The sequence below is a fragment of the Limnothrix redekei LRLZ20PSL1 genome (assembly GCF_043235035.1).
GTDB lineage: Bacteria > Cyanobacteriota > Cyanobacteriia > CACIAM-69d > CACIAM-69d > CACIAM-69d.
In genome coordinates this window covers 60,968-73,352 of sequence record NZ_JAZAQF010000021.1, presented here as the reverse complement: position 1 = coordinate 73,352, position 12,385 = coordinate 60,968, and the positions used below count along the sequence as shown (strand labels likewise).

The 12,385-nt window shown below is 52.9% G+C and carries 12 protein-coding genes; 2 read left to right on the top strand and 10 right to left on the bottom strand.

Annotation, left to right across the window (positions count from 1 at the left end):
* Positions 1-120: 120 nt before the first annotated feature.
* Positions 121-261 (bottom strand): hypothetical protein, encoded by a 141-nt coding sequence (locus VPK24_RS03870; protein ID WP_393010830.1) that lies wholly within the window; start codon positions 259-261, stop codon positions 121-123.
* Positions 262-283: 22 nt separating this feature from the next.
* Between VPK24_RS03870 and VPK24_RS03865 the strand changes: the two genes are divergently transcribed.
* Positions 284-931, top strand: a complete 648-nt coding sequence (locus VPK24_RS03865) for a hypothetical protein (RefSeq protein WP_393010829.1) — start codon at positions 284-286, stop codon at positions 929-931.
* A gap of 186 nt (positions 932-1,117) precedes the next feature.
* Here the strand turns inward: VPK24_RS03865 and VPK24_RS03860 are convergent, their stop codons facing one another.
* From VPK24_RS03860 to VPK24_RS03820, 9 genes are all read right to left on the bottom strand, one after another.
* Positions 1,118-2,479: a dihydroorotase gene (locus tag VPK24_RS03860; RefSeq protein ID WP_393010828.1), complete on the bottom strand. Its 1,362-nt coding sequence runs from the start codon at positions 2,477-2,479 to the stop codon at positions 1,118-1,120.
* A gap of 176 nt (positions 2,480-2,655) precedes the next feature.
* Positions 2,656-3,585, bottom strand: a complete 930-nt coding sequence (locus VPK24_RS03855; protein ID WP_393010827.1) for a PEP-CTERM sorting domain-containing protein — start codon at positions 3,583-3,585, stop codon at positions 2,656-2,658.
* Positions 3,586-3,908: 323 nt separating this feature from the next.
* Positions 3,909-4,526, bottom strand: coding sequence for a Uma2 family endonuclease (locus tag VPK24_RS03850; protein WP_393010826.1), 618 nt, complete (start codon positions 4,524-4,526; stop codon positions 3,909-3,911).
* A gap of 88 nt (positions 4,527-4,614) precedes the next feature.
* Entirely contained in the window at positions 4,615-4,809 is a 195-nt protein-coding gene (locus VPK24_RS03845; RefSeq protein WP_393010825.1) for a hypothetical protein, read from the bottom strand.
* A 98-nt stretch (positions 4,810-4,907) separates the two neighbouring features.
* Positions 4,908-5,159: a hypothetical protein gene (locus tag VPK24_RS03840; RefSeq protein ID WP_393010824.1), complete on the bottom strand. Its 252-nt coding sequence runs from the start codon at positions 5,157-5,159 to the stop codon at positions 4,908-4,910.
* Positions 5,160-5,288: 129 nt separating this feature from the next.
* The gene (locus tag VPK24_RS03835; protein ID WP_393010823.1) at positions 5,289-5,681 is read right to left on the bottom strand and encodes a type II toxin-antitoxin system VapC family toxin; all 393 of its coding nucleotides are present in this window, start codon (positions 5,679-5,681) and stop codon (positions 5,289-5,291) included.
* A gap of 9 nt (positions 5,682-5,690) precedes the next feature.
* Positions 5,691-5,954: a hypothetical protein gene (locus VPK24_RS03830; protein WP_393010822.1), complete on the bottom strand. Its 264-nt coding sequence runs from the start codon at positions 5,952-5,954 to the stop codon at positions 5,691-5,693.
* Positions 5,955-6,029: 75 nt separating this feature from the next.
* On the bottom strand, positions 6,030-6,332 hold the full coding sequence (locus tag VPK24_RS03825) for a Uma2 family endonuclease (protein ID WP_393010821.1): 303 nt from the start codon (positions 6,330-6,332) through the stop codon (positions 6,030-6,032).
* 41 nt (positions 6,333-6,373) lie between these two features.
* The gene (locus tag VPK24_RS03820; RefSeq protein ID WP_393010820.1) at positions 6,374-11,533 is read right to left on the bottom strand and encodes a S8 family serine peptidase; all 5,160 of its coding nucleotides are present in this window, start codon (positions 11,531-11,533) and stop codon (positions 6,374-6,376) included.
* A 112-nt stretch (positions 11,534-11,645) separates the two neighbouring features.
* Here VPK24_RS03820 and VPK24_RS03815 point away from each other — a divergent pair, with 112 nt between their 5' ends.
* Entirely contained in the window at positions 11,646-12,116 is a 471-nt protein-coding gene (locus VPK24_RS03815; RefSeq protein WP_393010819.1) for a hypothetical protein, read from the top strand.
* The last annotated feature ends 269 nt before the right edge of the window (positions 12,117-12,385 follow it).

The following is a 12,385-nucleotide window of genomic DNA, read 5'->3' as shown; positions in this document are numbered from 1 at the left end:
TGGGTTAGGAAGTATTAATGGGTTAGGAAGTATTACGTGGCGTTGCAACTGATGGCGTTGCATAACGTTCAATATCGATCGCGTCACACTCGAAACCACCGCGCCTAGTGATCTTTAGGATCAAAAGGAATGGGGTTGGTTTCGGGTTGATCGCTTCACACACCTCCAACCGGCCCCTCCCCATTCATAGAGACCAAGGCGCTTGCGGGTTCCCGCTTTCTGGCCATAGACCGGGCGATCGAACCCGCATCCGAGAGCCATTCAGGTTCGTAGGAGGGCAGGGATGATGGATCGGATCATGCAACACCTCATGCAACACCAGCCGCCAATCAACACCGGGAAAGTTGGGGGTGAAGGAACCTGGCTGAGAAAAACCTGGCCGCGATCGAGCGCCATTGCTTTGTTGGCGGGGCTGTTGGTGCTGGTGCTGGCCCAGCGTGTGGCCAGCCAAACGCCACCGCTCCCCGAGGGCAAGGCCCAAGACCTGACGGCGGCAGGCGGCTTGGAGTGCGATCGCGCGGCCATTTTGCCCATGTTGGCGCAGCTTGAGTTGCCCTACAGTGAGCTAGCCACTTGCCAGCAATGGGTGGAATATGGGCTAGGGGGCCCCGAAGAAATTCCGCCGATCGTGGATCCAGGGGACGGCTTGGAAGTTTACTACGGGCCTGAAGGGGAATCCGTGTTGTTGCTGAGTGCTGGGGCCAAAACCGAGCAGCAGGCTCGCTATGCCCAAGGAATCAGCACCGAAGACAGCGGGCGATCGAACCTATGGCTATTTGGTCGCCAGGGCGATCGCACGCGGCCCAGCAGTTGGGCGGCCACCCAGTTGCGATCGAATCTGGGCCGCCAAGAACCCCTAAGCCAATTTGCCCCCGACGATGACCAAACGGCCCTGCGGCTGGAATGGTTTCTGGGCCGCCCCACGCCCTAGGTGCTTCTAGGGTTGATTGTCCATGGCTCAATCACCGGAACAAGGGGCTGAAGCCCCTTGTCGTTCACGATCTGCCACGATCTGTCGCGATTTGCCACCATTTGCCACGATTTGTCGCGACTTGCTACGATCTGTCGCGATTTGCCAGCGGTGGCATGGGGGTTTTAGGCGAGTTAATGATCAGCCCTACACCGTCGGTTCAAACCTCAAGGCCCGACCACGCACCGACTCATTAACCTCGCCGTTTTCATAGGCCACCTGGCCGCCCACGATCGTGTAAACCGGCCAACCCGTGAGATTCCAACCCTCAAAGGGACTCCAACCACATTTGGACAGCATTTCCTCCCGCAGCACTGGACGGTAGTTATCGAGATCCACCAACACCAAGTCCGCATCCCATCCGGGAGCGATCGCCCCCTTGTTGGGAATGCCAAACCCCTTCGCCACATTGGTTGACATCCACCGGGCCACCTGAGCCACCGTGCAGCGCCCCGCCGCCGCCTGGGTCAGCATCAGGGGCAAGGAGGTTTGCACCCCCGGCATTCCGCTGGGACTGTTGGGATAGGGTTGCGCCTTTTCTTCCAGGGTGTGGGGGGCGTGGTCAGTGGCAATGAAGTCAATGACTCCATCCAGCAGGGCTTGCCACAAAATTGCGCAATCTTCGGGTGATCGCAGAGGGGGATTCATTTGCGCAAAAGTGCCGATCGTCTCGTAAGCACTCACATCCAGCAGCAAATGTTGGGGGGTAACTTCACAGGTCACCCATTCGGGCTTGCCCTGACGCATCAGGTTCGCCTCATCACCCGTAGACATGTGCAAGATATGCAGCCGCCGACGATGCTTCCGCGCCAACTTGAGGGCCAGTTGTGTGGCCTCCAGCGCGGCTTGGTTGTCTTGAATTTGGGAATGGATGGCCGGATCGGTAATGCCCGCAAATTGCTCTCGGCGCTGACGAATCCGGTCTTGGTTTTCGGCATGGACAGCAATTAATCGCCCATAGCCCGTTTGTCCCGGCTGTTGCCCCATCGCAAAAATTTGATCGAGGATTGGCTCCTCATCCACCAACAAGGGGCCATGCATAGACCCCATAAAGATCTTGATGCCGCAAACGGGGTTCGCCGTGATCAAGTCCGGCAACCGATCGGCGGTCGCTCCAATGAAAAAGCCATAGTTGACCACGCACTTACTCGCCGCGCGATCGAGCTTGTCTTGCAGCGTGGCTTGAGTGGTGGTTAGGGGCTTGGTGTTAGGCATCTCCAAAAAGGAGGTGACACCGCCCTTGGCGCAGGCATGGCTGGCGGTTCGGAGATCCTCTTTATGCTCTAAGCCCGGTTCGCGGAAATGAACTTGGGGGTCGATCGCGCCCGGCAACAGAGTCAAGCCCGTTGCGTCAATTTCACGGGCGATCGGCCCGATCGGGTCGGGGGAAATTTCAGGAGCCACCTGCCGAATCTGATCGCCTTCAATCAACACATCGCCTTGCAGGAAATCTCCGTCAGGCAACAGGATGCGAGCGTTCCGAATCAGCAGCGCAGGTCGATCGGTCATGGTTTTAACCCACTGAAGGAAGAGAGAACCAAGCGGCAGAAACCCGAGCTGGGAATCTTTCCAGCTTGGCATTGTCTCCGATTCCTCTCGATCTCTTGCAGGTGCTTCTTTAGATTTCCTGCGATCTCCCCGATCGGTGATCCCGTGGCACAGCTTCGGTGTGCCTATTAATCAGCCTAGTCAGCGCGGCGACGACGCAGCCCCAGGACTCCCATCGCCCCCACCACCAACAACGCCCCGATCGATCCCGGCTCCGGCACTGACACCGGATCCGTAGGCTGTGTGGGTTGCGGCGTAGGCGTTGCGGAGGGGCTGGGGGTTGGGCTAGGGCCGGGTTCCGGAGTCACAGTGGGTTCGGGACTGGGTTCCGGAGTCGGCTCAGGAGTCGGTTCAGGACTGGGCTGGGGGGATGGCTCCGGAGTCTTGACCTGAGACAGACCGCCCACCGTCATGTTGTCAAAGGCAAAAACATCGCCTTGACCCGTTGACATGCTGAAGGAAACGCTACTGAAAGCCTCCTCCATGGTTTCCGCAATGATGCCAAAGAACAGCACAGAACCGTCCGTACTGCCCGACGAGCCGATCGTGTTATTAACCGTCACCTGTTTTGTGGTGGATGCGCCCGCCAAAGTCAGGGTTAATTGGCCACCAAAATCACCAATATCAACCCCATAAAACCCAAAAGCTCCTACCTGCTGGCTGAAATTGATTGTGAAGCGCCCCCCAGCGTCCACTTCCCAAAATTGAGTCCCGGAAACGGCATAGCGACCAACGCCATTTGTCCAGCCCACGGGCACGCTTGAAATTCGACCATTTCCCGAGAGCGTTGCGGTTCCAGCTCCGGGAAATGAAACATTCAGAAGATTGTTAGTACCGGTGATTTGACTTTCAAAGGTCTCAGTACCCACACCGGTCAAATTTGACAAAAAAGCGGCTTCCGCTGCCTGAGAGTTGGTGAGATTGGCAGCCGGAGCCCAAGGATTTGAATTTAAATCTTCGCCTAAAAACATTCGGTAGGCTTGGGCGGGCGCAGAAACTGCCAAGCAAGCGGCCACTGAAGAAGTGACAATCACCGTCAAACTCAGAGCCGTTTTAAGAAGCTTCATAGATCTATGGGGAGGATACAAGATGAAGACAATTCAATGACTGTCACCCTTCATTAATTATATCGACAGATCTGGAGATAAATAAGTTTTGGTGTATCAATTAAAACCTAAAAAACATCCGCCAAATTAGTCGTTTTTGAATCTATTTTTCACAAAACCTTTAATTCAATCAACTAAAAATCTTTTTTCAGACAATCCTTCATTCAATCTTTAATAAAAGCCTTTAATCGTTGCAAGAGTGGGGGCCGGCAGGCCGAGCAAGGGCGATCGCTCCTCCATCGAGTGGACAAAACCACCGTAGGAGATAGTGACGGTGATGGCGACTAAAGGCGATCGGGTGGGCTGGTGTCCAATGAAGGATGACTAGGCAGGGCGATCGCATTGCGATAAAGCTGCGTCAAGGTTCCTGTGAAATCAACGGATTTTAACTGAAACTGATCGGCGCGATCGGGATTGTAGGTGGTTAGCACCCAATCATCCCCCGTGCTGCGGCGAAAGCATTCAACGCGCTGGCAACTGGTGTTAATCAGGGCATATTCTTGGAGGCTTTCGATTTGCTGATAGTCAAAAAACTTGCTGCTGCGATCGCGCAGTTCCGTGGTGTCTGACAGCACTTCAACAATTAAGGTTGGGAACTGTTTAGCGTAATTATTTTCAGGCGTAATGACCGTATCTCTGGGGTCACAAGTCACCAACAGATCCGGATAAAAATAGCGATTTTTGTGGACAATTTGCAGGCGCATATCGGTCATATAGAGCCGACAGGGTGGCGCAATATGCCCCAACAGTGCCGCAAACAGATTCCCCACGATCGCCACATGGGCATCGCTCGCCCCGTCCATCACCACCAGATAGCCATCCCAATACTCATGCTTGGTGGTGCTCATGGCTTCTAGGGCGAGATAGTCAGCAACGGAGAGGCGATCGGGCAGAGCAACCATAGGGGTGAGCAACGCTGCAAACCAGGGGAACTAAACCCCAGTCTATCAAGGGCGATCGCTCCCCCATCGAATGGACAAAACCGCAAGATTACTGGAGACTTTGGCGAAACTCACGAATGGTGCGGGCGCTGCCGATCGCCTGGGCCTTGGCGAGTTGGGCCGCCACGATCGCTGGCAGATCCAAATCAGGAAACAGCAAACCGCGATCGCGCGGTTGGTACTGTCCTGCATCTAGCACAAAAGTCTTGAGCACGCCATCGGCATAAATCCAGACCTCTGGCACTCCCAGGGCTGCATCGCGCTGCCGGGCCGCAAAGTAATCCGATTGAGGGGAACGGTGACGACCATGGCGGCTAGGGGCGATCGGCTATGAATTCCAGTCTAGCAAGGGCGATCGCATTGCCGAGGTGTAGTAACCAGCCACAGTTGCTCGATGGGAAAGGTTTGCCCGGATCGCATTTCTTGAAGCGATTGTCGGAGATCGTCGGCGGGCGATTGATCGAGTTCTGTTTCAACATTGCTGAAAAGATCGTCACTGAGAAATTGCCACAGTTGCAGGCGATCATACCGATCCCAATGGGTGATCGCCTCTAAAAGAATCTCTAGGGAAATTTCCAGCGTTAACAGAGCCATAGGGTTGTCTCAGATCTTGCGGGAGCGATCGGCTGCGATTCCCAGTCTAGCAAGGGCGATTGGGTGGGTTAGTATCCAGTTTAGTTGGAATAGCCGGAGAGGTGAATCATGAGAATGAGTTGGTCTACATTACCCAGAGAACGGGTTAAATGTCACAATGTTGCAGTCTTCAAAATCACGAATATTTCTGGTTACTAGGATTAGTTGATGAACTTGGGCAGTAGCGGCAATTAAAATATCGGACTGTGTTCGGGTTTGCCCTTTTAATCTGAGCCTTCCTCTCAATGTTCCTGCTATCTGAGCGATCGCATCTGTCACTGGTAAAATCGTGCAGCTTTCTGTGAAAAACCGCTCCATGAATCGTTGAACTTTCTGGTTGGGCTTAGCAGATAACCCATAGTAAATCTCCTCCAGTGTGATCACGCTAATAGTGATTTGATCCACGGACTGAATCCACTGAAGAACACCTGGGTTGGGCTGAGGTCGTGCAAATTCACTAATAATGTTGGTGTCACAGAGCATCGTCTACGACTACTCAAACGCACTGGGACGATCGCGCCGATCGGGAATTTCTAAGGTATAGGCTTCTTCTTGGCACAGATGATGCAGATTCAGCAATTGTGTGGCAACAGAAGGGGAAGTGACTAGAGGATCTGATAGTTGTTCTGTTAATGGGTGATGTTGTCTGGTTAGGGGCAATAGCGTTTTGAAGATACGCCACAACAACACTAGCCGATCGCGCCATGCCAGGTGCGAGATTTGGGCAGTGGCGCGATCAAGCTGGGTTAATGTCATGGTGGTTGAGGCGATGTTGTCTTTGTCCCTAGTCTAGCAAGGGTGATCGCGCGATTTTCCCAAGATGATGACCACCTATCGGCGTTGATGGGCAAGGGCAAAAATATCGGCGGCAGTTAGGCTCAGATCAAAACCTGGCATGGGTAGGCGATCGCCCCCGGTGTAAATGTTCGGTAAATCATCGCCTGCCCAGACCCAAATTTGTTGGCGATCGAGGTCGATTAACCAGGTTGATTGAGTGCCATTTTGAAGGCAGTGCAAAATTTTGGTTTGTAGGGCCAGGGTGCTGTGGTCGGGCGATCGACTCTCGATTAACCAGTCCGGTGCGCTATGAAACGGCCCGTCTTGCTCGGGGAGGCGATCGGAGGCGATCGCCACAATATCGGGTACAGGTGTAGAGCAATACGGTTGAGAGAGCGCTAGCCTAAGCTAATCGACTTCCAATACCCTGTCTTCTCAAATGGCTTGAAAACACCCGGCGAAGGTATAGGAACTCCAATTTCTCGAGACAGGACGATTTTGGGAGGAATTCCGCCCATCACTTCCCCGATTGTTTTCTGGGATACCTGCGGGAATGCCTCTTTAATAACTTGGCCCACACCAAGTTCCATTGAGCCAGTCATAGCCACAGAAAATTCCGTCTTCAACTCTAACACTGGACGAACTCGCAGGGATTGGGGAATGAAGCTTAAGGGTTTCGTTAACGAACTTCCTAAGCCAATAGTGAATTCATTGTCATTGTTACTATTTTCATCTGGATCAAACAAAAAGCCTTGAAGCTTTGCTTCAGATTTTTGCTTCAGTAACAGCCCGATTTTGAGATCTAGGAAATCCTGCCACTTCTGGGGCAACACTCCTGAAAGGCTAGCGCTGACACCTGCCGTATCATCTGCCTTCAAAGTTGATCCACCTTGCCAGTAATTGGTATTCAGCCTTAGTCCGAAGTCTACATCCACGAGGTTTTGTAACTCGGGCGGAACGCCTAATACCGACCCAAGAGCCTTCTTAATCAATTCATCCAGCGTGATTTCAAATCCAGTGCTGAGTTCTGTAGAAAGCTCTTGTCCAAATAAAGTTAGACCTGCTTTGATCCCTGCTTTTAGCCCTACCCCCCCTCCCATACCCAAGTAAGTTGATAGGTATGGCTGTCCTGTACTTGCTGTGCTGATGTTGACAGTAGAAGTTCCACTAGCCGGATCTGCTTCCAGCGAAATGCCGAACTTACCCGACAGCCCTAAATCTAGTGTTCCTAGACTCGAAAAGGCATATGCTCTTGCTTCCACAACAGAGCCTAGCTCCACACTCGCCACGTCACTGGATAAGCCAAAAAGAGACCATTGCTGATTAGGATTCCATGTGATTTGAGCATCAAAGTCTGAGCCATACCCCTGGGAATCCCCCCATAGGCTTGCGTTGTCTAGTTCAAAACGCACCTCAGGCGCAGTATTTTTAACAAATCCTGAAGGCGTAGTAGTAGTGGTAGTGGTAGTGGTGGCATTATTGCCTGTCGGAGAGGAATTATTGCCAGTTGGGTTGTTATTTCCACTATTCACCCAGGTGCTAGAGCCTGAATTACTGCCACCGCCAAAAGTTCCAGGATTAGATGTTCCTGTTGTAGTGGTTACAGCTGGGTTAACGGTCAGGTTGAAAGTGTGTGTGTCGCTCCAATCCTTGCCATCAAATGCACTGACCTGAATGGGGTAAGTCCCCACTACGGAACCGTAGATTCGCACGTTGTCCAACTCGCTCGCAGGCATCAGGAATGTGCCCAGCGGTTGACCTTCCGCAGACCAACCCTGCATATCAATCTGAGTCGGATCAACTTGAATTTTGTAGATCTGAATTGCATCACCGTCTGGATCAGAAATTTCTAGTTCATTGCGATACTGACCCAGTGTGAAACTCGCCCCCTTCGGCATGATGAAATTGGGGAAGGAGAGTTGAGGTAGCTGGTTGGTTTTGGTTGGCTGTGGCATTTCGCCCAAGCGATAAGCTCTCACACTGTTATCGGCTGGGTTGAAGAAAATAAACCCTCCCTCAAAGTCAGTGCGCTTACCAAATTCCCATTCATACTCACGGCGAGTCGGGAATCCTAACCACCCAGACGAGCCGCCATTTTGCCCATAAACATCATTTAGCCCAAGCCACAGGGCAACCGCACCATATTTCTCAGTCCAGTGAATCGAACCATTTTGATAGGTTTGCCATGCACCAGTCGTGCCTTGGGGTGAAGTACCTGCAATAGCGATCGGCCCGGTTGATTCGCCAACCAGCGATTTTATGAATTGGGCTTCCTGAGCAATTGCAGTCTCAACACTCGGGGTGCTGTTGGTCGGGGGTGCTGGCTGACGAGGCGTAAAGACCCCGCCATAGGGAATTCCTTCAAGGTCATCAACGGGCACTTGAGGCAAGCGCTCCCAAGTACGTCCTGTATATTCCCTGACTTTTTCAAAGGGAATCGAAAAGCGCTGTCCATTCTTGATGTGATAGGCGTTACCGTCGTAGCCCCGGAAGAACTTCCCTTCAATGCTGCTCAGGCTGCTATCAATCCGGTAGGTCAGTTCATTTGCAGTGAAACCCTCAACCGACAAGAAGTAGGTTCCAGGCTCCAAGATTCGGGTAATTTTGCGTCGCCCATCCTCATCCGTAAATGCCATATCGGTGGCATTATTGGCTGGATCAATCAGGATCATCTCAGCCTGATTGGAGGCTTCATTTAAGGTCAAAGTGACTAGGCGACGAGAAGGAACAATGAACTTATAGTTATCACGCTCATCCTGTCCACCAATTCGCCCAATCTGACTTCCAAGCTGAAGTGACTTAGCCCGTAGCAGAACATCATCACCATCAGGATCAGTTAGAGAAATCGGCTCAATACCAAATGTGGACGGTGCAAAGTTAGGCAACTGAATTTTGCCATACCAAAACCCTGAACCATTTGGCTGAACGATTAGATATCCATTGTTGTAGTAGTGAACAACAACACCATTCTGACTAAGATGAGTGCTGCGAAACACGCCACCATCTTCCGGCACGCCTTTTTCACCAGACTTCGGTGCGGGAGGTAAAGATACAGCAGGAGGTGTTGGAGTAACAGGCGTAGGAGTTGGTGAGTTTGTTGGAGGATCAAATGTTTGGAGGGAAGCTCCTGCCAAGTCACCTACAACTGGAATACGAAGACCCGTGGGACGCGAGATGCCTGTTGCAGGATTGATCTCAACTTGAATTCCCGAGCGAGTATAGGCTAAAAGCTTGCCTTCAAAAAGGGTTAAGCCATACAAGTCGCGATAGCCTAGATTGCTAGACAAAACCTGTGTTGTATTCGTGTTCAGGTCGTAGGCAATTAAACGATCATTCCCAGTATTGAAGGGACGGCTTGTGAATGTTGCATAGAGCTTTCCTGAAGCATCAATAACCAAATCTCCACTGCTGTTTCCTCCTAAAGAAACGAGGAACTTCATGTCACCAGTGGTTTGATCAACCTCATATAGGTTGCCTGTGTCAAAATCAGCTCCATACAGCTTGCCATTGGGAGCAAATTCCAGAGCATTAATAGAAATTGCTGGGCCGGGTCGAGCTGGATTAGGAGTTAAAACACCAATGAATTTTTCAGTTCCCGTGACCGGATCAATCTCATGCAGGGTCGCAAAAGTTGAACCAATGATTTTCCCATCTGAGCGGATTGCAATATCAGTGAAGAAGCGACCGCTAAAGCCACTGAAAACCTTGGCCTGTGCTCCAGTCGTTAGATCGCGCTTATAGATTGATCCATCGCTAGTAGAGAAGTACAGCAGATTTTGACCGACTGCCTGCTCCAAAGCCGTAACAGTTCCTTCTCCACTCCACCAATCCGGTGCAAACCATGGCTCTGGTTTATAGGGTTCTGGCGTAATTAATTTGGCCAGTGATATAGCTGCGAGCGGGTTAACGATTCCATACCCAGAGAGGCTGTCATAACCTGGATTTTCAATATCTGTGGCAGTTCTCGTCAAAGCGTCTTTGACTTGCAAATAGTTCAAACCAGGGTTACTTGCCCAGGCCAAGGCAGCCGCACCCGTGACTTTTGCTGCTGCTACGGACGTACCACTCATCAAGCCTGCACCTGTACCCGTTAGGGATACCACTTCATCGCCGACGTTGCCGCCGATCGCACTAATCGTCAGCTTCTTGCCACTGCTGGAATAGTCGGTTTTGGCAGCCCCATCGGCGATCGCCACCGAGCGATCGATCTGTTCCGCCGCTGCCACCGAAATGATGTTGTCAAACTCCTGAGCCGCCTGGGCCAACACGGACATATCCCCCGTGCCGCTGTTGCCCGCCGCTACAACCAGGACGACACCTGCTTGGCGCGCCGTTTCGATCGCCACCCGCTCTTCGGGGGTGAACTCGTAGCGCGTCGAAATCGTGCCATCAGCATTCTTTTGGGTCAGGTCAAAGCTTAGGTTCACCAACCCGCGCGTTTGACCCTTGGTCTTGATGTAGTCCACATAGTCCACCAAGGCCTTGGCCCAACTGCCCGACCCCACAGCCCGCGCAGCCCAAATCGGTGCATCGGGCGCGAGTCCGTCAATCCCCACGCCATTGTTGCGGAGTGCAGAGATCAGACCCAGGATGTGAGTGCCGTGTTCGTTGCCCTCGCCGGGATTCAGCAACGGATCGGCATCGTTATCGATGTAGTCCTTGCCCCAGACAATTTTGCTGTAGTCCAAGTCAGGGTTGCTGCGGGCAAATCCCGTGTCGATTACTCCAATGATCGGAAACTTGCTAGTGGGTGTGATGGCTGCCGCCGCTAGGTCTTCGATCGTTGGGTAAGTCCAGGGGAAGGTACCCAGCGGCGAAATGACGGGCGTGGTGCTGGGAACTGGAGTGTTGGGAACTGGAGTGTTGGGAGCTGGGGATTCTGTGGTGGGTGGTGTTGGGCTGGGGGCTGGGGTTGGTGGGGTGGTTGTGCTACTGCTACCGGATGGCTCGTTGCCCGTGGCGGGACTAGGGCTAGGACTCTGGGTGGGGGTGGGTTGCGATGGCTCAACGGTGACGTAGGGCAGGGCATCAGCTAACAACAGCTTGCCCGCTTCTTGCTTGCGCCAGTCTTTGTTGGGGTCGATGTATTGGTCGATCGAGGGGACAGAACCACTAAACCCACGCAACCGCACGACGATATCGTTGTAATCCCGATCGCTCCCTTGATCGAGGCGCAAATCCTCAAAAATGTAGGTGTTGCCTCGGGTTGGGTCTGAACCTGCCTCCACCAACTGCCCAGCTTGGAAGAGCTGATCCGGGTTGGCGGTGGCCATGGAATAAAGCGGACGGCGCGACCCCTCCGCCTGTGCTGCACCCGTGGCAATGTCCGCCAGTGCGCCATCGGGAATCAGGATCAAGCCGTATTTGGCCCCGGGAGTGATGCTGAAGGTTTTGACTCCGTTGAAGGGGCCTTGGTTAAAGTTGTCTTCGTGATTCAGTTTGCCGCTGAACTTTGCGCCTTCGGTGCGATCATCAATCAGCAGGTGACCGCTGGGGGAGTTGGTGGTGGCGCGGCGGGCGGCTTCTCGGTGGAAGGCATCGCCCGTGAATTGCTCCATTCCTTCCAGGGAAAAAATGCCTAACTGAGTATTGCTATAGCCGCCACCATCCCATTGAAATTCAACGCTGGCCGTTGCGCTCAGGGCCGTGAAAGCGCCAGAGGTGAACTGAATGCTGGGGGACGTGGGGGCGGTGGGTGAGCTGGTCGGGGTGGGCGTTGGCTCGATCGCCCCAGCGCTGCCATCCGGTGTGGTGGATGAGTCATCCAGTGGGTCACCGGTCAAGGGGTCGATCGGCGGGGTGGTTCCGCCCAGTCCGCCATCGCCGGTTGGCGTGGATGTGCCGTTGCCCAGCGCGGGGTTACGGCGCACATTTTGGGTGCGGCCTGCTGGAATCGTGGCTTGTGGGTCGGAACCTAAGATCGGATCCGTGAGGCTACTGGTTTGTAATTGCTGGATTTGTTCCAACCGCTCGCTGGTGGAAAGGCCATTGGCCAAGATGGGTGGCAACAGTCGGCTGAGGTCGATCGCTGGCTGTGAATTTGGCACAACACCGAAAGGAGTGGGTTCTGCAAACTCAGGCAAACCGAAAATAGAGTCCGACATGATGATGCCACCGAGCAAGAGTAGACGTGCGACCTAACTGAAATCAACTTAAGTGATCAAAAAGTTAAATCACAAGATTTATAAACAAAAACTGTCGGGATCAAAAACTGGATTAAATAAATTGAAGTCAAAATTGCACAAATTTGGCACGAGGCGATCGATAGAGATAATCCTGTGCGGTTTGGTGATTTAAAGGCCGATCGAGTCTGGATTTTGCGACAGGCGTTGCGAGGTCACCGGCAGGGGCTAAGGCGAAGACTGAGAATTCTGGTCTCAGAATGGGTTTTGTGGCATTGAGTCAGCAAA